Consider the following 26,548-nt stretch of genomic DNA (forward strand, 5'->3'; position numbering starts at 1 on the left):
ATGGCAAACCGCAACGACGAGTCCAGCGAGCTGTCCCCCGCCAAGCGCATGCTGGTGGCGTTGGAGAAGATGCAGACGCGGCTGAACGCGGTGGAAGGCGCCGCGAAGGAGCCCATCGCCATCGTGGGCATGGCGTGCCGCTTCCCCCAGGCCGACGACGTGGACGCCTACTGGCGGCTGCTCGAGGCCGGTGTCGACGCCGTGCGGGAGATTCCGCTGGAGCGCTGGCGGCGGGATGAGGTCTCCGGCCTGGGTGAAGGGGCGATGCGCTGGGGCGGCTACCTGGACGCGGTGGATGGCTTCGACCCGGGCTTCTTCGGCATCTCCCCGCGTGAAGCGGTGCAGATGGACCCCCAGCAGCGCCTGCTGCTCGAGGTGGCGTGGGAGGCGCTCGAGGACGCGGGGCTGGATGTCGACAAGCTCTCCGGCAGCCGCAGCGGCGTCTTCATCGGCGCCTGCAACGACGACTACCACTGCATGCAAGTGGAGCAGCCGGAGACGGGAGACGCGTTCAGCGCCACGGGCGTCGCCGCGAGCGTCCTGTCCGGCCGCCTGTCCTATCTCTTCAACCTCCAGGGGCCGAGCCTGGTGGTGGACACGGCGTGCTCGTCCTCGCTCGTGTCGCTCCACCTGGCATGCCAGAGCCTGCGGGCCCGCGAGTGCAACCTGGCGCTCGCCGGCGGCGTGAATCTCATCCTCTCTCCGCAGTCCCTGCTGCTCGTGTCCAAGCTGCAGGCCCTGTCTCCGGATGGCCGGAGCAAGGCGTTCGACGCCTCCGCCAACGGCTTCACCCGAGGCGAGGGCTGCGGAATGCTCGTCCTCAAGCGCCTCTCCGACGCGCTCGCCGACGGTGACCACATCCTGGCGACGATTCGCGGCTCAGCCATCAACCAGGACGGAAAGTCGACGGGGCTCACCACCCCCAACGTGCTCTCGCAGCAGGCGCTCATCCGTCAGGCCCTGGAGAACGCGGGGCTGAAGCCGGAGCACGTCAGCTACGTGGAGGCACACGGCACCGGGACGCCGCTCGGCGACCCGATAGAGGCGGAGGCGCTGCGGGAGACCTACGGCGTCCCGCGCGCCGATGGCGGCGTGTGCGGCGTCGGCTCGGTGAAGACCAACCTGGGGCACCTGGAGTCCGCGGCGGGCGTCGCGGGCATCATGAAGGTCGTCCTCGCGATGCGGCATCAGCGCATCCCGGCGCACCTGCATCTCAAGCAGGTCAACCCGCGCATCCAGCTCGAGGGCAGCGCGCTCACCATCCCCACGCGGCTCACCCCGTGGGAGGTGTCCGGGCAGCCGCGCCGCGCGGGCGTCAGCTCTTTCGGCATCAGTGGCACCAATGCCCACGTCATCCTCGAAGAGGCACCGGCGTCCCCGGTGAAGGACGTGTTGCCCCAGCGTCCGGAGCTGTTGCCCTTGTCCGCGCGCAGCCGGGAGGCGCTCCAGGCGCTCGCGGAGCGTCATGCGGAGCGGCTGGGTCGGGACGGGGGCGGAAGCCTCGCGGACGTCTGCTACACGGCCTCCGCGCATCGCACGCACCACGCCCACCGCCTCGCGGTGCTGGCGGACTCCCGCGAGCGCACCGCCGAGCGGCTTCGGGCCTTCGCGCGCGGAGAGCAGCCCGCGGATGCCTGGACGGGCCGCAAGTCGTTCGGCGCGCGCCGCAAGGTCGTCTTCGTCTACCCGGGGCAGGGCGCGCAGCGCGCCGGCATGGGGCGGGCGTTGATGGAGCAAGAGCCTGTCTTCCGCGACGCGCTCGTCAAGGTGGACCAGGCGCTGCGGCCGCACCTGGGCTGGAGCGTGCTCGACGAAATCGCCGCGGACGAGCAGCACTCGCGTCTGGCGGAGATCGACGTCAACCAGCCCGTGCTCTTCGCGGTGGAGGTGGCCCTCACGGCGCTGTGGCGCTCGTGGGGCGTCGAGCCGGACGCGGTGATGGGTCACAGCATGGGCGAGGTGGTCGCCGCGCACGTGGCCGGGGCGCTGAGCCTGGAGGACGCCGTCCTCATCATCTGCCACCGCAGCAAGCTCATGCGCACCCTGGGCGGGCGGGGCGCGACGATGGCGATGGTCGAGCTCTCCGCGGAGGAGGCCGAGGAGGCCATCCGTCCCTGGAGTGGCAGGCTCTGGCTGGGAGGCCTGAATGGCCCCCGCTCGCAGGTCCTGTCCGGAGACCCGGAGGCGGTCAAGGAAGCGGTCGACGCGCTCGGGCAGCGGGGTGTCTTCACCCGCTGGGTGAAGATGGACGTGCCGTCGCATACCCCGCTGGTGGAGGTCATCAGTCGGGAGCTGGAAGGGCGCATCGCACGCATCACTCCGCGCGCCTCGGACGTGCCCCTCTGCTCCACCGTGACGGGCGAGTTCCTCGACGGCGCGAAGCTCGACGCGGCCCACTGGGGCAACAACCTCCGACTCCCGGTGCGCTTCGAGGCGGCGGCGCGGCGGCTCCTCGCGAGCGAGCACACCCTCTTCATCGAGGTGAGCCCCCACCCCGTCCTGCTCCCGGCCGTCGAGCAGACGATGAGCGCGGAGGGCACGCAGCAGGGCCTGGTGCTCGCCTCCCTGCGGCGGGGCGAGGACGAACGGCACACCCTGCTGGCTTCACTGGGCTCCCTCTATGCCTCGGGCCACCGCGTCGCGTGGAACCGCGTGTATCCGGGCAAGGGGCAGCTCGTGCCACTGCCCGCGTATCCCTGGCAGCGCGAGCGCTTCTGGATGGAGCCTGTCTCCCGTGCCGCGCGCTCGTCGCGGAGCACCTCCGGGCATCCGCTCATCGGTGAACGCATCGACCTGTCCGCGCAGGGGGACGTCTCCCGCCTGTGGCAGGTGCAGTTGGGCCCGAAGCACTTCCCGCTGCTCGCGGAGCACCGCGTCCAGGGCGTGCCCGCGCTGCCGGCGGCGGCCATGGCCGACATGGCGCTCAGCGCGGCGAGGCAGACGCTCGGAGAGCCCGTCTCTCTGGAGGATGTGACCTTCAGCGCGCTGATGTCGTTCCCCGAGGACGAGGAGCGGGTCCTCCAGCTCTGGCTGTCGACGGAGCGTCCGGGGGCCCACACGTTCCGCCTCTTCAGCGCCCCCGTCATGCGCGAGGTGCCTTCGGACGAGCTGAACTGGACGCTCCACGCCGAAGGCTCGCTGCGACAGGGCGAGGTCGCGGTGGAAACATCCCCCGTCGTGCTCGCGGAGCTTCGCGCGCGGCTGGGTGAGCAGTCCCCGGTCGAGGCGCACTACGAGACGCTCCGGGACATCGGACTGGACTATGGCCCCACCTTCCGTGTCGTGCGGGAGCTGTACCGGGCGGACGGTGAGGCGCTGGGCCGCGTGCGGCTCGAAGGCGAGCTGACGGCGTCGGAGGCGCACTACAGCCTGCATCCGGCACTGCTCGACGGCTGCTTCCAGGTCCTGGGCGCGGCGCTGGAGAGCATCGACAGCGAAGGGGGCGTCTACGTCCCCGTGGAGCTGAAGCACCTGCGCGTCCTGTCGCGCCCCCCGTCGGCCGGGCTCTGGAGCCACGTTCGCATCGTCAGTGGCGCGGCCACGGGTTCGAGCGCCATCGAGTGCGACGTCACGCTCCTGGATGACCAGGGTGGGGTGGTGGCGGAGGTGCGGCGGCTGGTGTGCAAGAAGGTCTCCGTCACCAGCGCCCCCGTCGATGAAGTGGACCGCTGGCTCTACTCCGTCCAGTGGCGGTCGCAGCCGCGTCCGACGGGGACGGTGGGCGCGCGCGGCGAGGGCCGCTGGCTCGTCTTCGCGGACACGCGGGGCCTGGGCGCGTCGCTGGCCACGGGACTCGGTGAGCGCTCCGGAGGCAGCGTCGTGGTGGAGGTGGGCGCCGCCTACGAGCGGCTCGACGCGGAGCACTACCGCGTCAATCCCTCCCGGCTCGAGGACTTCCAGGCGCTGCTGCGGGATGCGTTCAGCGAGCAGTCGCCGTGCAGGGGCATGGTGCACCTCTTCGGGCTCGATGTGGCGTCCGACGTGTCGAAGCCCGAGGCGTTCGAGCGCGCGGTCTCCCTGGGTGGCACCAGCGTGATTCACCTGCTCCAGGCGTGGGCACAGCGCGGCTGGCGTGACACCCCTCGACTGTGGCTGGTGACGGCGGGCATGCAGGTGCTGGCCCAGGGCGAGCCGTCTGGCGCGCCCGCCGCGGCCTTCCTGTCGGGGCTCGCCGCGGTCATCACCCACGAGCATCCCGAGCTGCGATGCGCGCACGTGGACCTGGGCGCGGAGCCCTCACCCGAGGAGCTGGCGTCGCTGACGGAGGAACTCCTCGCGGATGGGGCGGAAGACCGCATCGCCTTGCGTGGGACGTCTCGTCACGTCGCGCGGCTGGAGCGGGGTACCTCCGGGCACGTGGCGTCGGAGCCGCATGAACTCTCCGCAGCGGGTACCTACCTCATCACCGGCGGCCTGGGCGGACTGGGGCTGGAGTTGGCGAAGTGGCTCGTCCAGCAGGGGGCTCGCAACCTGGCGTTGACGGGACGGAGCGCTCCCTCCGAGGAGGCGCTTCGCGTGCTCGGAGAGCTTCGAGCGGGCGGAGTCGAGGTGCGCGTCTACGGCGCGGACGTCACGAGCGCCGCCGAGGTGGCACGCCTGCTCGGGACGATGGACGCGGAGCTGCCGCCGCTGCGAGGCATCGTCCACGCGGCCGGCGTCATCGCCGATGGTGTGCTGACGCAACTTGATGAGACCCGGCTGCGCACGGTGCTGGCGCCGAAGGTCCAGGGCGCATGGAACCTGCACGCGCAGACGCAGGGGCGGCCCCTGGATTTGTTCGTGATGTTCTCCTCGGCGGCGTCGATGCTGGGCTCGCCGGGGCAGGGCAACTACGCGGCGGCCAACGCCTTCATGGACGTGCTGGCCCATCACCGCCACGCGGCGGGCCTTCCCGCGCTGAGCGTCAACTGGGGGCCGTGGGCCGAGGTGGGCCTCGCGGCCGTGGCCACGAGCCGGGGCGACCGTCTGGCGCTGCGGGGCGTGGGCAACATGCCGCCGTCGCAGGCCCTCGATGCGCTGGGCCGGCTGCTGGCGCGCGAGGCCGTGCAGGTGGCGGTGGTGCCGCTGGACCTGCGGCAGTGGCGTGAGTTCTATCTGAGCGCGGCGCAGTCGCCCTTCCTCTCCGTGCTGATGCAGGAGCGGGCGAGCACGCAGCCCTCGCGCAAGGGCGACGCGCGCGAGCAACTGGCGGCGGCGGAGCCAGCCCGGCGACGGGGGCTTCTGGAGTCCTACCTGCGCGAACAGCTCGGGCGCATCCTCCGCATGGAGCCGGCGCGCATCGAAGCCGACCAGCCCTTCGGCGACGTGGGCATGGACAGCCTGACGGGCCTGGAGCTGCGCAACCGAATCGAATCGGGTCTGAAGCTCACGCTGTCCGCGACGCTCGTCTACGCCTACCCCACGGTGCAGGCGTTGACGGAGTACCTGTTCAGCAAGCTGGAGCCCGCGCTCGACGCCGAGGCGCGTCCCTCGGCTCGCCCCTCGGTAAAGCAGACACGGACGTCCGCCCCGGAGACTTCCTCCGGACAGGGCCCCGAACTGCTCGCCGTCGTCGGCATGGGCTGCCGCTTCCCGGGTGGCGCCAACGCTCCGGAAGCGTACTGGCGGCTGCTGAGTGAAGGCGTGGACGCCGTCCGCGAGGTCCCCTCGGACCGCTGGCGGAGCAGCACGGACGCGGCGGAGCACAAGGGCACGCGCTGGGGTGGCTTCCTGGACCGGGTGGATGGCTTCGACCCGGAGTTCTTCGGCATCGCCCCTCGCGAGGCCGTGGCGATGGACCCGCAGCAGCGACTGCTGCTCGAGGTCGCCTGGGAGGCGCTCGAGGACGCGGGGTTGCCCAGGTCGCGTCTGGTGGGCAGCCGGACGGGTGTCTTCGTCGGCGTCTGCGGCAATGACTACGCCATGCTTCAGGCGGAGCGTGATGTCGCGGGTGACGTCTACTCGGTCATCGGTTGCTCCAACAGCGTGATTGCGGGACGCCTGTCGTACCTGTTGGACCTGCGCGGCCCGGCGCTGTCCGTGGACACGGCCTGCTCGTCCTCGCTGGTGGCGTTGCACCTGGCGGGACAGAGCCTGCGCAACGGCGAGTGCGACGCGGCGCTCGTCGGCGGCGTCAACCTGCTGCTCTCCCAGCGGCCCAGCACCTGGCTCTCCAAGCTGACGGCGCTGTCTCCCGACGGTCGCTGCCGGACGTTCGATTCGAGGGCGAACGGCTTCGTGCGTGGCGAGGGCTGCGGCGTCGTCGTGCTGAAGCGGCTCTCCGATGCCCTGGCCCAGGGGGACAACGTCCTCGGCGTGATTCGCGCCTCGGCGGTGAACCAGGATGGTGGCTCCACCGGCCTGACGACTCCCAACGTCCTGTCCCAGCAGGCGCTGATTCGCGAGGCCCTGGCGGCCGCGAGCCTGTCGCCCAAGGACATTGGCTACATCGAGGCGCACGGCACCGGGACGCCGCTCGGTGACCCGATAGAGGTGGAGGCGCTGCGGGAGACCTACGGCGCGCGGCGCGAGGACGGCTCTCTCTGCTACCTGGGCTCCGCCAAGACGAACCTCGGACACCTGGAGGCCGCCGCCGGCATGGCGGGCCTCATCAAGGTCCTGCTCGCGCTGCGGCACGAGGCCATCCCGAAGCACCTGCACTTCAAGGCGCTCAACCCTCGCATCTCCATCGAGGACACGCCCTTCGTCATCCCGACGCGGCAGCAGCCGTGGCCCGTGTCCCAGCGTCGTCGCTACGCTGCAGTGAGCTCCTTCGGCATCAGCGGGACGAACGCGCACGTCATCCTGGAGGAGGCTCCCACGCCGCCGCCCGCGTCCGAGGCCACCGACGTGGGAGCCCAGCTCCTCGCGCTGTCCGCGAGGAGCGAGGGCGCGCTGCGGGCGCTGGCGCGCTCGTACCAGGAGCTGCTGAAACTACCGGAGGACCAGGCACCGAATCTCGAAGACGTCGCCTACACCGCCGCGCTCCGACGAAACCCCTACGAGCATCGGCTCGCGGTGGCGGGCCGCTCACGGCAGGAGTGGGGCGAGCAGCTCCATGCCTTCCTGGAGGGCGCGGCGCCGCCGTACCTCACGACGGGGCTCGCCGAGAGCCGACGGGAGAAGGTCGTCTTCGTCTTCGGTGGCCAGGGCTCGCAGTGGCGGGGCATGGGCAGGGACTTGCTCGCAGGCAACGAGGCCTTCGCCGCCGCGCTGCGCGAGTGCGACTCGCTGCTGGCCCCGCACACCGGTGCCTCCATCATCCAGGCGCTCGAAGTCGAAGGGGACGCGTCGCGGCTGGACGAGACGGAGGTGGCACAGCCCGCCATCTTCGCCATCCAGGTCGCGCTCGCGGCGGCCTGGCGCGCGCTCGGGGTCGTCCCGGTCGCCGTCGTGGGACACAGCGTGGGTGAGATCGCCGCCGCGCACGTGGCCGGGGCGCTGAGCCTCGCGGAGGCCGCGCGCCTGGTGGCGCATCGCAGCCGCATCATGCAGCGGGTGACGGGCCAGGGCCGCATGGCCTCGGTCGAGCTGTCGCCCGAGGAGGCCGAGCGGGAGCTGTCGCGCTACGCCGGGCGGCTGTCGGTGGGCGCCATCAACGACGCGCGCGCCGTCGTCCTCTCGGGAGAGTCGGCGGCACTCGGAGAGGTGCTCGAGGCCCTGCGCGCGCGGGGTGTCTCCACGCGCGACCTGGGAGTGAACTACGCGTTCCACAGCCAGCAGATGGCCCCGCTCCAGGCAGAGCTCGTCCAGGCACTGGGCCGGCTCGAGACGCGGCCGACGTCCATCCCGATGATTTCGACGGTGACGGGCCAGGTCATCGCGGGTGAGTCGCTGGATGCGACCTACTGGGCGAGCAACATCCGGGAGGCCGTGCGCTTCTCCGACGCCATGAGCACCCTGCTCGATGAGGGCCAACGGCTCTTCGTGGAGCTGGGGCCGCAGCCCGCGCTGGGCCGGTACGTCCTCCAGATGCTGGAGCGCCGCGAGCTGGAAGGCGCGGCGGTGCCGTCCCTGCGCAAGGGCCGGGATGGCCAGACGGTGATGCTCGGCGCATTGGGTGGGCTCCATGTGAAGGGGTTCCCCGTGGAGTGGGGCCGCCTCTTCCCGTCGGGAGGCCGGCTGGCGGCGCTGCCGCTCTACCCGTGGCAGCGCTCGCGGTACTGGATTGAGGCCGACGACGCGAAGGCCCCTTCGGTGGTGGCCGCAGCGCCCGCTTCGGAGGCGAAGCGGCCGGAGGACTGGGTCTACGACCTCACGTGGCAGGTGCGTGAGCGTGGAGCCGCTTCACCGCGCGCGCCGCGCGATGAGGGGACGTGGCTGGTCTTCGGTCACCGCGAGGGCACGGGCGCGGCGCTGGCGGCCCTGCTCGAGAAACGGGGCGAGCCGTGCTGGCTGGTCATCCCGGGTGACGAAGAGGCGGTCCAGGGCCCCGGGGTGCGGTCGCTGAATCCGCGAAGCCCCGAGCACTTCGACCGGTTGCTTCAGGAAGTGGGCCCCGTCCGCGCCGTCGTCCACCTGTGGGGCGCGGAGGTCGCGCCGGTCTCCGAGCCCACGCTCGCGCAGGTCGAGTCCGCGCAGCAGCTCGGAGTCCACGCGGCGCTGCGCCTCGCGCAGGCACTCATGCGCAAGGGGACCGAGAGCGCCGCCCGGCTGTGGCTGTGCACACGCGGCAGCCAGGCCGTGGGAGGAGTCACGGGAGGCTCGCCGCTGTATGCGCCCCTGTGGGGCCTCGGTCGCGTCATGGCGCTGGAGCACCCGGAGGTCTGGGGTGGGTTGCTGGACCTGGACCCGCGCGCTTCCGAGGGTGAAGTGGAGACGCTGTGGCGCGAGCTGTCCGGCGCGGATGAAGAGGACCAGTCGGCCTTCCGTGGCGGAGTCCGCTACGTGGCGCGCCTCGTCCCCTCGGCTCCGGCACGCGGGCTCGCACCCGTCGCGCTTCGCGCGGACGCGGCGTACCTCGTCACGGGTGGCCTGGGTGGGCTGGGGCTGCATGTGGCGAAGTGGCTGGTCTCCAAGGGCGCGCGGCACCTCGTGCTGCTGGGCCGCAGGGGGCTGCCTGACCGTGCCGCGTGGCCAGCGCTGTCGCGCGAGAGCGACGTGGGCCGGCAGGTGGCGGCCATCGAGGCCCTCGAAGCCGAGGGCGCCGTCGTTCACGCCGTCAGCGCGGACGTGGGTGACCCGACCCGCATGGCGGAGGTCATCGGGCTCCTCCAGCAAGGGCCCGCGCCGCTGAAGGGCATCATCCACGCCGCGGGTGTGTCCACCGTCCAGCCGCTCGAGACGATGGACGAGGCGGCGCTCGCCTCCATCCTGCGTCCGAAGGTGTGGGGCGGCTGGGTGCTGCACCAGGCGACGCAAGGGCTGGACCTGGACTTCACCGTCTACTTCTCGTCCGTCTCCGCCGTGTGGGGTTCGGCCCGGATGGGCCACTACGCCGCGGGCAACCAGTTCCTCGACGCGCTGGCCCACCACCGTCGCGCGAAGGGCCAGCACGCGCTGAGCATCAACTGGGGGCCGTGGGCCGCCGAAGGCATGGTCGCCGAAGAAGGACTGCGCTGGTTCGAGCGGATGGGCGTCAGCGGTCTCTCGGTGGAGGGTGGGCTCCAACTGCTCGGGGCACTGCTCACCACGGATGCGACCCAGCGCACCGTCGCCCAGATGGACTGGAGCCTCTTCAAGTCCGTGTACGAGTCGCGGTCGCGCAAGCCGATGCTGGAGGCGCTCGGCCCTGCTTCCGTGCCCGCGCCGCGGCCGGTGGTGCTGCCTTCCGGGAGCGACGAACTCGCACCGCTGCGCAACGCCTCTCCGGCGCGTCGCCGGGAGCTGGTGACGGCCTGGGTGCGTGACGAAGTGGCGCGGGTGCTCGGCTTCCCGTCGAGCGCCTCCGTCAAGCTGGAGCAGGGCTTCTTCGATACGGGCATGGACTCCATCACCGCCGTGGAGCTGCGGCGGAGACTGGTGGCCCGGTTCGGCGTCCAGCTTCCGACCACGATTGCCTTCGACAAGCCGACGGTGCTGGCCCTGTCGACCTATCTCCTTCAGGACGTGCTCCAACTGGACGTGGTGGCGAAGGAGGAGACGGTCCGGTCCGCGAGCAACGCGACGGAGCCCATCGCGATTGTCGGCATGGGCTGCCGCGTGCCCCAGGCCTCGGGCCCCGAGGCTTTCTGGCAACTGCTGGAGGGCGGCGTGGACGCCATCCGCGAGGTGCCTGCCTCGCGGTGGAAGGTCGACGACTACTACGACCCGAAGCCGGGCGTTCCCGGGAAGACCTACACCCGCTGGGGCGGGTTCCTGGACGACGCCGACCAGTTCGACGCGCAGTTCTTCGGAATCTCCCCGCGAGAGGCCGCGAACATGGACCCGCAGCAGCGCCTGCTGCTGGAGGTGGCGTGGGAGTCCCTGGAGCACGCGGGGCTCGCTCCGGCGCGCCTGGCGAACACCCGCACGGGTGTGTTCATCGGGATTGGCAGCAACGAGTACGCGATGCTCAACGGGGTGGGGAGCGCTTCGGCCGCGGGCGACGCGTATATCGCCACGGGCAACGACGCGAGCTTCGCCGCGGGCCGGCTGGCCTACCTGCTCCGGTTCCAGGGGCCGACGATGAGCTTGAACACCGCGTGCTCCTCGTCGCTGGTGGCGGTGCACCTGGCCTGCCAGAGCCTGCGCTCGGGAGAAGCCAACCTGGCGCTCGCGGGTGGCGTCAACATGACGCTCGCGCCGCACTCGACCATCTACCTCGCGCAGCTTCGGGCCCTGTCCCAGGACGGACGGTGCAAGACGTTCGACGCCTCGGCGGATGGCTACGTGCGCAGCGAGGGCTGCGGCATCGTGGTCCTCAAGCGCCTGTCCGACGCGAAGCGGGACGGGGATGACATCCTCGCCGTCATCCGTGGCTCGGCGGTCAACCATGACGGCCCGAGCAGCGCGCTCACGGTCCCCAACGGGGATGCGCAGCAGCAGGTCCTCCGCGCCGCCCTGGCCAACGCGGGCGTGGCCCCCTCGGACGTTGACTACATCGAAGCGCACGGCACGGGCACGTCCCTGGGCGACCCCATCGAGGTCCAGGCCGTGGCCAAGGTGCTCGGTGAGGGCCGCACGTCCGAGCAGCGGCTGTTGATGGGTTCGGTGAAGACCAGCATCGGTCACCTGGAGGCGGCGGCGGGCATCGCCGGGCTCATCAAGGTGGTGCTCGCGCATCGGCACGGCGTGGTGCCACCGCACCTGCACCTCACGCGCCTCAACCCGCACATCGAGCTGGACGGCTTCCCGCTGGACATCCCGACGAAGGCCACGCCCTGGCCCGAGCGCGCGCGTCCGCGCATCGCCGGCATCAGCGCCTTCGGCCTGAGCGGCACCAACGCGCACGTCATCGTGGAAGAGGCCCCCGCGACCGAGCCGCTCGCGGCGCAGCCCGAGCGAAGCCTGCACGTGCTCGCGCTGTCGGCGAAGACGAAGGGCGCGCTCTCGCAGCTCGCGGCGCGGGTCGGTGAGCACTTCACCGCGCGACCGGAGCTGTCGCTCGCGGATGTCTGCCACGCCGCGAACACGCAGCGCACGGGCTTCTCCCACCGGCTCGCGGTCGTCGTGGACTCGGCGGAGCAGGCCCGGGAGCGACTGCTGGCGCTCGCGCGGGGAGAAGAGGTGGCCCGGCTGGCCCAGCACCGCTTCGAGGGCGAGCCTCCCAAAATCGTCTTCGTGTTCACCGGTCAGGGCTCGCAGTACGCGGGCATGGGCCGGGAGCTGTATGAGACCGAGCCTGTCTTCCGCGCGGCCCTGGACCGCTGCGACGCCCTGCTCGCGGGCACCTGGGAGGAGTCGCTCCTCTCCGTGATGCACGGGACGGGTTCGCGCATCGACGACACGGCGTACACGCAGCCGGCGCTCTTCGCGCTGGAGTACGCCCTGACGGAGCTGTGGCGCTCCTGGGGCGTGGAGCCCTGGGCGGTGCTGGGGCACAGCGTCGGCGAGTACGTCGCCGCCTGCGTGGCGGGAGTGATGACGCTGGAGGACGCCCTGCGGCTCATCACCGAGCGCGCGCGGCTCATGCAGGCTCTCCCGCGCGATGGCGAGATGGTGGCCATCTCCGCGAGCGAGGAGCAGGTCACGCTGGCGCTGGCGCCGTACGCGGACCGGGTCTCGATTGCCGCGGTCAACGGGCCGGCGGACACCGTCATCTCCGGCGAGCGTGAGGCGGTGGAGGCCCTCGCCACCGGGTTCCAGTCCAAGGGCATCAAGGCCCGGCGGCTCACGGTGTCCCACGCGTTCCACTCGCCGCTCATGGACCCGATGCTGGAGGCGTTCGAGAAGGTGGCGGGCGAGGTGGTCCTCCACGCGCCGCGCATCCACCTGGCCTCCAACGTCACGGGCCAGGTCCTCGCGGAGGATGCTGTGTTGGACGCCGCGTACTTCCGCCGCCACGTGCGGGGCGCGGTGCGCTTCCACGACGGACTGAAGGCTTTGCGAGCGCTCGGCGGCACCGTGTTCGTGGAGGTCGGCCCGCATCCGACGCTCACCGGCATGGCGCTCAAGGGGCTCGGAGACGACGCGGGCACCTGGTTGCCGTCACTGCGCCAGGGACAGCCCGAGCAGCCGCACATCCTCTTCAGCCTGGGCTCGCTCTACACCCAGGGCGTGGCGGTGGACTGGGCCGCGCTGAACGGTGAGCGTCACCGCTCGCGCGTCGCGCTTCCCGTCTACCCGTGGCAGCACCAGCGGCACTGGCTGGAGGCCGCCAAGGCCCCGCGCCCCGTCTCGTCAATCACCAGCGCGCAGGCGCTCGTCGGTCAGCGGGTGCGCTCACCTCTGAGCAAGTCGCTCGTGTTCGAGGGCCGCTACAGCGCGCGCTCCCTGCCGTTCCTGGAGGACCACCGGCTCTACGGAACCATCGTCGTGCCCGGCTCGTGCCACATCGCACGCATCATCGCGACGGCGGCGCAGTCGTTCGGGACGGGGCCGTACACCATCGAGAAGTGCCTCTTCTCCCAGCCCATCGTGCTCGCGGACGAGGAGGAGCAGCTCGTGCAACTCGTCCTCGCCCCCAAGGGAGAGGGCCGGTACGACTTCGAAATCTACAGCCTCTCCGCGACCGCCGACGAGCACACCGAGGGGTGGCTGCTGAACGGCACGGGGACGCTCAAGGTGGGCGGCGAAGGGGCCGCGCGCCCGGCGCCCATCTCCCGGCAGGACATCGAGGCGCGCTGCTCGCGCCAGCTCGGAGGAGGACTCTACGAGCGCAACTGGGACATCGGGTTCAACCTCGGCCCCGCGTTCCGTTGGATTGAGCGCGTCCAGAATGGCGGGCGCGAGTCGCTCTGCCAGATGCGCTCGCCGACGGAGGGCGATGACCGGAGCCTGTTCGTCCACCCGGGACTGGTCGACTCCTTCCTGCAGGCGATGGGCACGGACCTCATCAGCGAGGACGCGCAGTTGAGCACCGTCTACGTGCCCATCTCCGTGGAGCGCTTCCGCTTCCACGAGCAGCCGACCGGGCCGGTGTGGGCTTATGCCGTGCGCCGCGACGCGGAGGAGGCCGTGGGTGAGGTCATCACCGGCGACGTGTACGTGGTGGACGCCGAAGGCCGGGTGCTCATCGAGATTGAAGGGCTGAAGCACAAGCGCGCCCCGCGCGAAGCGCTGATGGCGGTGCTGCGCCATGGCCAGCGTGACACCCTCTACGAACTCGCCTGGAAGCGTCAGCCCCTGCCCGAGGGCGCGCCCGCGACGGGCCGTTGGCTCGTGTTCGCGGACGAGTCGGGACTCGCGGAGGCGCTCGCCGAACGGCTCATGAAGAGTGGCCGTCGTCCCGTGCTGGTCCAACCGGGTGCGGCGTACGTCCGCCACGGCGAGGACCGCTTCACCCTCGATGCCCGGTCCGCCGAGGACTACGAGCGACTGCTCGTGGAAGCGGTGCTGCCGGGCGAGTCGCTCGGGGGCGTCGTCCATCTCTGGGCGATGCGTGGGCCCGAAGGGGAGGACGTGGAGTCGCTGCGAGAGGCTCACCAACTGGGCGGAGGCAGCGCGCTTCATCTGGCCAAGGCGCTGGTGGCCTCGGCGTCGACCGCGCGTCTCTGGATGGTGACGCGGGGTGCCCGGGCGCTGGCGTCCAAGCCGTCGCCGCTCGCGCTGAGCCAGGTGCCTCTCTGGGGCCTGGGCGGCGTCTTCTCACAGGAGCACCCCGAGCGGTGCGGCGCGCTCATCGACCTGGACCCCTCCGGCTCCGGAGACGACGCGTCGGCCCTCTGGCGCGAGCTGAGCGCGGGTGACGGAGAGCGACAGGTGGTGATTCGCGAAGGCCAGCGCCATGTCGCCCGGCTTCGCGCCTCGCGGGAGGAGCCACGCAACGGCATGCCCCGGTTGCTGCCGGACGCCAGCTACCTGCTCACGGGTGGCCTCGGTGGATTGGGACTGTCGCTGGCCGGGTGGATGGTGGAGCAGGGCGCGCGCAACCTCGTGCTCGTCGGCCGTGGCGGAGCCCGGCCCGAAGTCCAGCAGGCCCTCCGTGCCCTGGAGTCGGCGGGCGCGAAGGTCCTGGTCGTCCAGGCGGACGTGTCGAAGCTGGAAGACGTCCGCCGCGCCACCGAGGAAGCAGAGCGGCTGGCGCCGCTGCGCGGGGTGGTCCACGCCGCGGGCATCCTGGACGATGGGATGCTCCTGCAGCAGGACTGGTCGCGGTTCGCCCGGGTGCTCGCACCCAAGGTGGACGGAGCCTGGCACCTCCACACGTTGACGAAGGACAGGGCGCTCGACTTCTTCGTCCTGTACTCGTCGGCGTCGACGCTGCTCGGCGCGCCGGGGCAGGGGAGCTACGCGGCGGCCAATGCCTTCCTGGACGCGCTGGCACATCACCGGCGGGCGCTGGGGCTTCCGGCGCTGAGCATCAACTGGGGCCCCTGGGCCGAGGTCGGCATGGCCGCGCAGCTCGCGGCCCGCTACCAGTCGCAGGGCATCGAGGCGTTCACTCCCGCCGAGGCGCTCCAGGCCTTCAGTCGGGCCTTCGGCCGCGAGCAGCCGCAGCTCACCCTGCTGCGCATTCAGTGGCAGCGCTACCTCTCGCAGTACCCGCGAGGCACGGCGCCCACCCTGCTCGCGGAGCTGGGCAGCCCGGCGTCGGCGACCGAGGACACCGGACCGTCGGCCTCCGAGTTCCGGCGTCGGCTCGAGTCGGCGGAGCCCCGCCAGCGCATGCCGCTGCTGTTGGAGCACGTGCAGGGCGAGGCGGTGCGCGTGCTCGGGTTGGATGCGGCGGCGCCGCTGGAGCCCCGGGAGCGGTTGTTCGAAGTGGGCATGGATTCGCTGATGGCGCTCGAGCTGCGCAATCGCTTGCAGAAGACAGTGGGGACGTCGCTGCCGGCGACGCTCGTCTTCGACTATCCGACGGCGGAGGCCATCGCGAGCTACCTGCTCGGCGAGGTCTATGGCCTGGAGACGCAGCCCGTTGGCGAGGCGCGGGGAGAGGTCCAGGACTCCGCGCTGCTCGAACGCATCATGGAGCTTTCGCAGGATGAGCTCGCCGCCTCCCTGGAGGCGAAGCTCTCCGCACTGATGGAAGAAGGGTCATGAGCCAGCAGGAAAAGTCAGCCGAGCCGTCCGCGCTCCAGCGCGCCGCGTTGCTCGTGGAGAAGATGCAGTCACGCCTCGACGCGGTGGAGCGTGCCCGGACCGAGCCCATCGCCGTCGTGGGGATGGGGTGCCGCTTCCCAGGGGGCGCCGTCGACGGGCCTTCCTTCTGGAAGGTCCTGCGCGACGGCGTGGATGCGCTGCGCGAGACGCCCGAGTCCCGCTGGGATGTGCCCGGCCATTTCGACGAGACGCGGGGCCTGCCCGGAAAGATGTACGGGACGCGGGGAGGCTTCCTCGACGACGTGGAGAACTTCGACGCGGAGTTCTTCGGAATCTCTCCCCGGGAGGCGGCGAGCCTGGACCCGCAGCAGCGGCTCGTCCTGGAGGTCGCCTGGGAGGCGTTGGAGAACGCGGGCCTGGCACCCCATCAGCTCGCGGGCAGCAAGACCGGCGTTTTCATGGGCGTGATGTCCAGCGACTACATGGCGCGTCTGCTGAAGGAGAACGACGCGACGCGCTTCGACGGGTACATGGCGACGGGGAACGGCTACAGCTTCGTTCCTGGCCGCGTCTCGTACGTGCTCGGGTTGCAGGGGCCGGCCATGCCGGTGGACACCGCGTGTTCGTCCTCGCTGGTCGCGCTCCATCTGGCCAGTGAGAGCCTCCGGAGGGGAGAGTCCAACCTCGCGCTGGCGGGCGGCGTGAATCTCATCCTCTCGCCGGAGACGACCATCTGCCTGTGCAGCATGCAGGCGCTCGCGAGTGATGGCCGGTGCAAGACCTTCGACGCGGCCGCGGACGGGTACGTGCGAGGCGAAGGGTGTGGTGTCCTCGTCCTCAAGCGGCTCTCGGATGCGCAGCGGGACGGTGACTCCATCCTCGCGTTGATTCGCGGCTCCGCCGTCAACCATGACGGGGCCAGCGGTGGCCTGACGGTTCCCAATGGGCCGTCGCAGCAGGCGGTGGTCCAGCGGGCGCTCGACAACGCGCGCATCGCCCCGGCCCTGGTGGGGTACGTCGAAGCCCACGGGACGGGCACCCCGCTGGGTGACCCGATAGAGCTGCGGGCGCTGGGGGCCGTGCTGGGCAAGGGGCGTCCGGAGGACCGGCCGTTCTTCATCGGCTCGGTGAAGACGAACATCGGGCACCTGGAGCCCGCCGCCGGAATCGCCGGGGTCATCAAGACCATCCTCTCGCTCCAGCACCAGGAGATTCCCCCGCATCTGCACTTCCGCACCCCCAACCCGCATGTGGAGTGGGACCGCATTCCGGCCCGCGTCCCCGTCGAGCGGGTGCCCTGGCCCGCCCACGAGGGACGGCGCATCGCGGGTGTGAGCTCCTTCGGGCTCAGCGGAATCAACGCGCACGTCGTGCTGGAGGAGGCTCCCTCCGCCACCGTCCCCGCCGCGTCGGACGAGGAGGCCCAGGCGCGGCTCGTGGTCTTGTCCGCGAAGACGCCCGGAGCACTGTCCTCGCTGGCGGAGCGCTGGAGCGTGTTCCTGAAGGGCGAGGAGCCGGGTTCGCTCGCCGATATCAGCGCCACGTCCACGCTGGGCCGGACGCACCATGAGCACCGGCTCGCCCTCGCGGCGAAGTCCAGGGAGGAGCTCCTCGCGCAGCTCGCCGCCTTCGCCGCAGGGGAGAGCCACGCGGGCCTGTCGGTGGGACGCCGGGGCAGCGGAGCCGGACAGCGGATTGTCTTCGTCTTTCCGGGCCAGGGCTCGCAGTGGCTGGGAATGGGACAGCAGCTGTACGCGCGGGACGCGACGTTCCGGGAGGCCATCGACCGGTGTCACGAGGCGCTCGGCCGTCATGTCGACTGGTCCTTGCGCGAGCTGCTGACGAAGCCCGGACAGCAGTCTCGATGGAATGACATCGACGTCATCCAGCCGACGCTGTTCGCCTTGCAGGTGGCGCTCGCGGCGGTGTGGCGCTCGTGGGGGCTGGAGCCTCACGCGGTGGTGGGCCACAGCATGGGAGAGGTGGCCGCGGCGCACGTCGCGGGGGTGCTCTCGCTGGAGGACGCGGCGCGCATCATCTGTGAGCGGAGCAAGCTGCTCCGGCGCGTCAGTGGCAAGGGCGCCATGGCCGTCGTGGACCTCTCCCGCGAGCAGGCGGAGGCGGAGATTCGGGGCGCCGAGGACCGCATCGCCATCGCCGTGAGCAATGGCCCGAAGGCCACGGTGCTGTCGGGAGACCCCGCGGCGCTGAAAGAGGTGATGGAGCGGCTGGAGCGTCGCGAGGTGTTCTGCCGCTGGGTGAAGGTGGACGTGGCCTCGCACAGCCCGCAGATGGACCCGCTGCGGCAGGAGTTGCTGGAGCGGATGGCGGCCGTGCGTCCCACCGGCGGCACGGTGCCGCTCTACTCCACGGTGACGGGTGCCCCCATCGAGGGCCAGGAGCTGAACGCCTCGTACTGGGTGCGCAACCTGCGCCAGCCCGTGCTGTTCGCGGACGCGGTGCAGCGCCTCATCCAGGATGGAAACGTCCTGTTCATCGAGCTGAGCCCGCACCCCATCCTCGTGCCCTTCGTGGATGCGATGTTGAGGGAAGGGGACACGTCGGGTCGTGGGCTCGTGGTGCCGAGCCTGCTCCGGGAGCAGGAAGAGTGGCCGTGCCTGCTCTCGTCCCTGGGAGCGATTTCCGCCCGCGTGGACCGCGTGGACTGGCTCCGGCTGCATCCGGAAAAGCGCCGGCGCGTCGCGCTCCCCTCGTATCCATGGCAGCGCGAGCGGCACTGGCTGGAGCTGAAGCCGGCCATCTCGCGCGGTCGCGTCGCGCGAGTGGGGGGGCATCCACTGTTGGGTGCGTCGTTCACCACCTCCGTGCAGACGGAGAGCCGCTTCTGGGAATCCACGCTGAGCGCGCGGGAGCCTTCGTTCCTGGCGGACCACCGCGTGGGTGGGCAGTGCGTGGTGCCGGGCGCGGCCTACCTGGAGATGGCGCTGTCGGCGGCGCGGGAGTTGACCGGTGGGACGGCGCACGAGCTCGTCGACACGTCCTTCAAGGAGGGCCTGCTGCTCCCCGAGGGACATGAGCGCACCGTGCAACTGGCGCTGAGCGGCGAGCGCGAGGGTGTCCTCTCGTTCCAGCTCTCGAGCCAGAAGGCGGGCACGGAGGCGAGTGCCCCGGCGGGCTGGATGGCGCATGTCGTGGGGCACCTGCGTCCCATGGTCGAAGCGCTGTCCGTCCCCACACCCGAGTCGTTCGAGGCGATTCGGGCGCGATGCCCGGAGGTGATGGAGTCGGCGGCGCACTACGAGGCGCTGGCGCGCGGTGGCGTGGCCTACGGACCGGCGTTTCAGGGTGTGCGGCAGGTGTGGCGTGGCCGAGGCGAAGCGCTCGGACATGTCCGTTTGCCGGAGCCGCTCGTGGCGCGGGCGTCGGCGTATCGCATCCATCCCGCGTTGCTCGACGCGTGCTTCCAGTTGGTGGCCGCGGCCGTTCCCCAGGAAGACCTTGCCCAGGATGCGGGTCCCGCCGTTCCCGTGGCGCTCGCGAACCTGCGGCTTCACGAGCAGCCGGGGACAGAGGTCTTCTGCCACGTGCGGTTGCGTCCCCTGGAGGGCGCTCGTGGTGGCGTCTACACGTTCGACCTGGAGCTGCGTGATGCGTCTGGCCGGCTCCAGGTGGAGGCGCTCGGGCTGCGCGTCCAGCAGTTGGACATGCCGGTCGCGGAGGGCACGGGGAGGGACCTCTTCTTCGCGCAGGAATGGCGGCATGCGCCGGCTGTCGAGCCTGTCCCGGCCTCGGGCACCGAGGCGGGTGGGCGCTGGTTGCTCATCGCGGACGGCAGCGAGCTCTCCGACACGGTCGAGTCCCTGCTGCGAGAGCGACAGGGCGAGGTCCTCCGGGTCGACATCGCGGGCGCGGGCCCGGGGCGCCGGGTCGTGGACACGGCTTCGCCCCAGGCCTTCGATGCGGTGCTGTCAGAGGCCTTCGGCGCGGGCTCGCAGCCACGTGGCGTGATTCACCTGACAGGCCAGGAGCCTCGCGAGGTGGACCCGCTGATGGGGTGTGGTGGCGTGCTGCATCTGGTCCAGGCGCTTGGCCGTGCGGGCCTGTCGAGCCCGCCCAGGCTGTGGCTCGTCACGCGAGGCGTCCATCATGGCTCTGACGGTCGGTCCGCATCGGACGTGCTCCAGGCTCCGCTGTGGGGCCTGGGCCGGACGCTCGCGCACGAGCACTCCGAGCTGAAGTGCACGCGAGTGGATGTGTCCGCTGCCCTGGGCTCGGGTGACGCGGGCGTCGCGCTGGTGCGGGAGCTGCTCGTGGCGGACGCGGAGGAGGAAATCTCCCTGCGCGCGGACGGGCGCCATGTCGCCCGCATCGTGCGCGGTGTTCCCGGCAGGCCCGTTGGCGAGGCCGTGGTTCCCGCGGAGGGACACCCGTTCCTCCTGGAGCGGGACGCACGAGGTCGCCTGGAACGCCGGGCGAATACACGGCGCCCACCTGAGGCGGGCGAACTCGAAATCGAGGTCTCCGTGGCCTCCCATGGAGGGCTCGAGTCCGAGCCGTGGGAAGCAGAAGGTGGCGTCATCGGGTGCAGTGGGCGCGTCGTCGCCGTGGGCGAAGGTGTGAAGGATGTCGTGCTCGGCGAGGAGCGGGTCGCGCTGGTGGCGTCGCGCCTCGGGTCGCACGTGTGTGTGCCCGTGGTGTGCACGGCCCTCCGCCCGTCGTCCTCATCGCACGAGGACGCAGCGGCGCTCGCGGCGGCTGTTCTCCCCGCCTGGTACGCGCTGTTCCACCTGGGCCGACTGGAGAAGCGGGGCCGCGTGCTGATTCTGGGGACTTCGAGCGGGCTCGGGAGGGCGGCGGTCAAGTTGGCCAGGTGGGTGGGGGCGGAGGTCTTCGCCGTGGCGACGACGACCGAGCAGCGAGCCTCGCTGCGGGAGCTCGGAGCCGACCATGTCGTGGACCCGGGCGAGGAGACCTTCGTCACCCGGCTCCTGGCCGCGACGGGAGGAAGCGGAGTGGAGCTGGCCGTGGTCGCGCCGGGCGCTGTCGGCCTCGACCGGAGCCTCGCTGTGCTGGGTGAAGGCGCGCGCGTCTTCGACCTGCGGACGTCCTCCGTGCCGGCCCCCGTGGGTGATGCGAACATCGCCTGGTGCGGAGTGGACGTGCCTGCCTTCGCCCGACGCAGGCCCGAGCGCTTTGCCCGTCTCTGGCAGGAGGTGAAGGACGCGTTCGAGGTGAGAGGCCTTCCCTCCGTCGCCTCCGGGGTGAACTCTTTCACCCTGAATCACCCGAAGGCGCGCGTGGTGGTCCCCTCGGTGGGTGCGAAGCGGCTTCGCGCCGATGGGACGTACCTCGTCACGGGTGGGCTCGGTGGGCTCGGCTTCGCGGTGGCGAAGTGGATGGTGGAGCAGGGCGCCGGTCACCTCGTGCTCATTGGCCGCGACACGGCCCTGACACCGGAGCAGCAGCAGGACGTGGCCGCGCTCGAGGCCGCCGGAGCGCGGGTGCGAGTGGCTCGGGCGGACGTGTCCGACCGCGCGCAGCTCGCCCGGGTGCTCTCGGAGACAGTCCGGGATGAGGCCCCGTTGCGAGGTGTCATCCACGCGGCTGGGGTGCTGGACGATGGTGTGCTGTCGCAGCAGACGGTGGAGCGGTTCCAGCGCGTCATGGCGCCCAAGGTGCGTGGAGGCTGGAACCTGCATGTCCTGACGCGCGAGGCGCCGCTCGACTTCTTCGTGCTGTACTCGTCGGCGGCTTCCCTGTTCGGAGCACCGGGGCAGGGCAACTACGTGGCCGCCAACGCCTTCCTCGACGCGCTCGCCCACCATCGTCGAGCGCTGGGGTTGCCGGGCCTGAGCATCAACTGGGGGCCCTTCTCGGAGGTCGGTCTGGCCGCGGCGCAAGCCAACCGGGGCGAGCGACTGGCGCAGCGAGGCTCGGACAGTCTGACGCCCGCGGAAGGCCACGCGATTCTGGGGCGGCTGCTGGATGGTGAGGTGACGCAGATGGCGGTCATGCCGCTGGAGCTGCGCAAGTGGGTGGAGTTCTATCCGCGCGCGCGGTCGTCCCCGTGGCTGTCGGAGCTGGTCCCCGCCGGCTCGGGCGCGGAGGCCCGCGAGCCGGGGAACGAGGCCCTGCTGGAGACGCTGAAGACCGCGTCCCCGAAAGAGGCACGGGCGGCCCTGGAGCAGTTCGTCCGCGAGCAGCTTGCCCGTGTCCTGCGACTGGACTCGGCGCGCATTGCTCCGGATGCGCCGCTCCAGGGTTTCGGCCTCGACTCCCTGATGGGGCTGGAGCTGCGCAACCGGCTGGCCGCGGGGCTGGCGCTGTCACTGCCCGCCTCGTTGATCTGGAAGCACCCGACGCTGGAGGCGCTCTGCGCGCATCTCCAGAGTGAAGTCATGGATCGCAACCTCGCCGAGACGCTCGCGCGTGCGGACGAGGGTACCAGGCCGGTGATGGATGCGGCCGCCGCTGACGACAACGAGGTCTTCGTTCTATGAGTGTCCGTGAGTTGTTGAGCACCCTCGCCGCCAGGGGTGTGCGCCTGCGTGTCGACGGAGAGAAGCTGGTGGTCGAGGCGGGCAAGGCCGTCCTCACCCCGGAGCTGCGCGCCGAGCTGTCCGCGAACAAGGGTGACATCCTGGCGTTCCTGGGGAAGCACTCCGCGCGCGAGGTGTCGTCGAGCGCGCCGGCGCTGCCGCTCGCGAGGCCCGAGGTCATCCCGTTGTCCAGCGGGCAGGAGCGGCTCTGGTTCCTGGACCGCCTCTCGCCCGGCACGGCGCAGTACAACGTCCATCTCGGTCTCCGGGCGCGAGGCGCGCTCGATACCGTGGCCCTTCGCCGGAGTCTGGAGGAGTTGGTCCGGCGACACGAGGTGCTCCGGACGCGCTTCCCGGAGGTGGAGGGCAGTCCCCGGCAGGTCATCGCGTCACCTGATGCAGGCGTGGCGCTGACCGTGGTGGAGCTGCCAGGGCTCACCGAGGCGCGGCGTGAAGAGGAAATCCAGCGGCGCTCGGATGCGGTGGCCCGGCAGCCGTTCGACCTGGCGACAGGACCGCTCTTCCGAGTCACGCTGGTGGCCCTGGGCCCCGACGACCACGCCCTCTTCGTGACGAAGCACCACATCATCACGGATGGCTGGTCGCTCGGCGTCTTCGTGCGCGAGCTGTCGGCGCTGTACGCGTCCTTTGTCCGGGGACAGACGCCCGTGCTGCCGCCCGTGTCGATGCAGTTCGCCGAGTCGGCCCTGCGCGAGCGTGCGTGGCTGGCGGGGGAGTCGGGTGCCCGCGAGCGGACGTACTGGAAGGGGAAGCTCCAGGGGCTGCCGCCGCTCCAGCTCCCCGTGGACCATGCGGTCTCCACGTCCACGAGCCATCGTGGCGCCACCATTCCCGTCGCCTTCTCACCCGCGCTCAGCGAGGCCTTGAGGGAGCTGGCCCACCGGGAGGGTTGCAGCCTCTTCATGGTGTTGTTCGCCGCGTTCTCGGCGCTCCTGCACCGCTACTCAGGACAGCTTGATTTCGGTGTGGGGACGGTGATCGCGAACCGGGGGAACACGCCCGCGGACCTCATCGGCTTCGTCGCCAATACCCTCGCGCTGCGCTGTGATTTCTCAGGCGAGCCGACCTTCGCGCAGTGGCTGGCCCGCGCGCGCAAGGTCGTGCTGGAGGCGCTGGACCACCAGTCGCTGCCGTTCAGCGAGGTGGTGCAGGGAGTGGGCGCCTCGCGAGAGGGCGGGCTCAACCCGCTGGTGCGCGCCTGCTTCACGCTGGAGAACATCCCCGCGCCCGTGCTGGAGCTGCCGGGGACGCGCTGGTCGTTCCTGAACGGCGCGCCGGACGGCAGCGTGGAGGGCGTCGCCAAGTTCGAGCTCTCGCTCATCCTGGCCTCGGGCGACAACGGCCTGGGCGGCATGCTCGAGTACTCGCGCGAGGTCTTCGACGCCTCGACGGCGGAGCGGATGGTGGAGCACCTCCAGGTCCTGCTGGAGGCCATCGTGGCCCGGCCGGAGGCACCCCTGTCGAAGCTGCCGCTGCTGTCGCCGGCGGAGCGCGGAAGGCTCCTCACCGACTGGAACGGTCCGGTGCTCGACGTCCCCGCGCTGTGCATGCATCAACTCGTACAGGCCCAGGTGGAGCGGACGCCCCAGGCCGTGGCCGTGGTGAGCGGGCACACGCGGCTCACCTACGCCGAGCTCAATCGCCGGGCGAACCAGCTCGCGCATCATCTGCGACGGCTCGGTGTCCAGCCCGAGGCCCGCGTGGGCCTCTGTGTCGAGCGCACCGAGGACCTGGTCATCGGCCTGCTGGCCATCCTCAAGTCCGGAGGTGCCTACGTCCCGTTGGACCCCGCCTATCCGAAAGAGCGGCTGGCGCTGATTCTCGAGGATGCCCGGGTGCCGGTGCTGCTCACGCAGCAGCGCCTCGTCCCGGAGCTGCCCGCCACCCAGGCGCGAGTGGTGTGCCTGGATACGGACGCGCCGGCCATTGGCGCGGAGCCGGACACGAACCCCGAGCAGGTCACGTCACCCGACGCGCTCGCGTATCTCATCTACACCTCGGGCTCCACCGGCAAGCCCAAGGGCGTGATGATTGACCACCGCAACGCCGTGGCCTTCCTGACCTGGGCCCTGAGCGTCTTCTCCCCGGAGGCGCTCGCGGGGACGCTGGCCTCGACGTCCATCTGCTTCGACCTGTCGGTCTTCGAGATTTTCGCGCCGCTGTGTCTGGGGGCGAAGGTCATCGTGGCGAAGAACGCGCTGGAGGTGTCGGAGCTCCCCGCGGCGCGGGAGGTGACGCTCATCAACACCGTGCCTTCGGCCATGGGCGCGCTGCTGCGAGCGGGCGCGGTGCCGTCCTCGGTGGTCATCGTGAACCTGGCGGGTGAGGCCCTCGCGGGGTCACTGGTCGACCACATCTACCAGCTCGGCCATGTGCGGGACGTGTTCAACCTCTATGGCCCGAGCGAGACCACGACCTACTCCACGTTCACCCGCGTGAGCCGTGGACAGACGCCGACCATCGGGCGCCCTGTCGGAAACACCCAGGTGTACGTGCTGGATGCGCACCGGGAGCCGATGCCCGTGGGCGTGCCGGGCGAGGTCTTCATCGGCGGCCACGGTGTGGCGCGAGGCTATCTGGACCGGCCGGAGCTGACCGCGGAGCGGTTCATCGCGTCGCCCTTCGCCGGAGGCACCAGCGAGCGTCTGTACAGGACAGGGGACCTGGCGCGGTGGTTGCCGGACGGACAGCTCGAGTACCTGGGCCGGATGGACCACCAGGTGAAGCTGCGGGGGTTCCGCATCGAGCTGGGCGAGATTGGCGCGGCCCTGATGGAGCACCCGAACGTCCGTGACGCCGTGGTCGTCGTGCGTGATGGACTGGGGGCGGACAAGCAGCTCGTCGCCTACGTCGTCGGACGCGAGCAGAAGGCTCCCGAGCCGGCGGAGCTGCGCGACCACCTGAAGTCCCGGTTGCCGGAGTACATGGTGCCCTTCCTGTTCGTGAGCCTGGAGGCACTGCCGCTCACGCCGAACGGAAAGGTGGACCGTGCCGCGCTTCCGGCGCCGGAGCGTCCGCGCTCGGGGGCCGGCAAGGAGCACGTCGCGCCCAGGACTCCCGGGGAGGTGTCGCTGGCGGCCATCTGGCGCCAGGTCCTGGGGGTGGAGCAGGTGGGTATCCATGACCACTTCTTCGAACTGGGCGGGCACTCGCTCTTGCTCTACCGGGTGCTCGTGCTCGCGCGGGCGGAGTCTGGAGCGGACATCCCGCTGCGGGCCTTGTTGCAGGCTCCGACGCTGGAGGAGATGGCACGGACCATCGAGGCCGCGAAGACGGGCTCGCTGCCGACCCACGACGTGGTGGCGGAGATGGAAGCGGATGCCGTGCTGGATGCGGCCCTGGAGCCAGGCGACGCATTGCCGCCCCTGACGGGCGCCGCGCGCACCCTCCTGCTGACCGGCGCCACGGGCTTCCTCGGGGCCTTCCTGCTGGAGGAACTCTGCCGCAAGACGGAGGCGCGCATCTATTGCCTGGTGCGCTCCAAGTCAGCGCAGGACGGCATGCACCGGATTCGCAAGAATCTGGAGAGCTACTCACTGTGGAGCGAGGCGCTGGCGTCGCGCATCGTTCCCCTCCAGGGGGACATCGGCCTGCCCCTGCTGGGCCTGTCCGAAGCGGAGTTCCAGCGACTCGCGGAGGAGGTGGACGCCGTCTACCACAACGGCGCGCTGGTCAATTTCCTCTACCCCTACGAGTCCATGCGCGCGGCCAATGTGCTCGGCACGCGGGAGATTCTCCGGCTGGCGATGCGCACGCGCATCAAGCCCCTGCACTACGTCTCCACCGTCTCCGTGTTGCCGCTGGGGCGCCAGACACCGATTCTGGAGGACGAGCCCCTGGAGGGGGCCGAGAGCCTCGTGGGTGGGTATGCCCAGAGCAAGTGGGTCGCCGAGAAGCTCGTGAGGGAGGCTTCGCGTCGTGGGCTCCCCGTGACGCTCCATCGACCGGGACGGGTGACGGGGCACAGCCGCACGGGGGCCTGGAACACGGATGACCTGGTGTGCAGGACCCTCAAGGGCTGCGTGCGGATGGGCAGCGCCCCTCGTGTCGAGGCCCTGCTCGACGTGACGCCCGTGGACTACGTCAGCAGCGCCATCGTGGACTTGTCCCTGCGCCCGGCGTCATTCGGACAGACGTATCACCTGGTCAACCCGCGGTTTGTGCGCGCCGATGAGATGTGGAGCCACATGCGCTCCTTTGGGTACGGGCTGCGAGTCCTCCCGTATGACGAATGGCTCGCCGAGCTGGGCGTCGCGGCTCCGTCCGACAGCGAGCTGGGAGATCTGCTCATGTTCCTCCAGCAGGTGCCTCCGGAGGACCGGAGCGTGGGCGGGCCGCGGATGGTGGTCTGCGACAGCGGGAACACGTTGAAGGCCCTGGGAGGAACGGGGACCGCCTGTCCCTCGGTGGATGCCTCCCTGATTTCAACCTACCTCTCGTCCCTGGTGCAGCGCGGCTTCCTCGCTGCCCCCGGGACGCGGTAG

3 protein-coding genes are annotated in these 26,548 nt (G+C 70.9%); all 3 read left to right on the forward strand.

What is annotated here, in order from left to right; all coding sequences use genetic code 11:
• The 3 genes from FJV41_RS07170 to FJV41_RS07180 are packed head-to-tail and all read left to right on the forward strand — an operon-like array spanning nucleotide 1 to nucleotide 26,548.
• The gene (locus tag FJV41_RS07170) at nucleotides 1–15,543 is read left to right on the forward strand and encodes a type I polyketide synthase (protein ID WP_141641666.1); all 15,543 of its coding nucleotides are present in this window, start codon (nucleotides 1–3) and stop codon (nucleotides 15,541–15,543) included.
• On the forward strand, nucleotides 15,540–22,004 hold the full coding sequence (locus FJV41_RS07175) for a type I polyketide synthase (protein WP_141641667.1): 6,465 nt from the start codon (nucleotides 15,540–15,542) through the stop codon (nucleotides 22,002–22,004). The genes FJV41_RS07170 and FJV41_RS07175 overlap by 4 nt, the downstream gene beginning before the upstream one ends.
• A complete protein-coding gene (locus FJV41_RS07180; protein ID WP_141641668.1) occupies nucleotides 22,001–26,548 on the forward strand; it encodes a non-ribosomal peptide synthetase in 4,548 nt (1,515 codons plus the stop codon). Before FJV41_RS07175 ends, FJV41_RS07180 begins: the two co-directional genes overlap by 4 nt.

Origin of the sequence: Myxococcus llanfairpwllgwyngyllgogerychwyrndrobwllllantysiliogogogochensis, from assembly GCF_006636215.1 — a bacterium.
In the GTDB taxonomy this organism is placed as follows: domain Bacteria; phylum Myxococcota; class Myxococcia; order Myxococcales; family Myxococcaceae; genus Myxococcus; species Myxococcus llanfairpwllgwyngyllgogerychwyrndrobwllllantysiliogogogochensis.

Coding starts and splice junctions, on each gene's coding strand:
- FJV41_RS07170 (WP_141641666.1), top strand. CDS start 1: ATGGCAAACCGCAACGACGAGTCCAGCGAGCTGTCCCCCGCCAAGCGC.
- FJV41_RS07175 (WP_141641667.1), top strand. CDS start 15,540: ATGAGCCAGCAGGAAAAGTCAGCCGAGCCGTCCGCGCTCCAGCGCGCC.
- FJV41_RS07180 (WP_141641668.1), top strand. CDS start 22,001: ATGAGTGTCCGTGAGTTGTTGAGCACCCTCGCCGCCAGGGGTGTGCGC.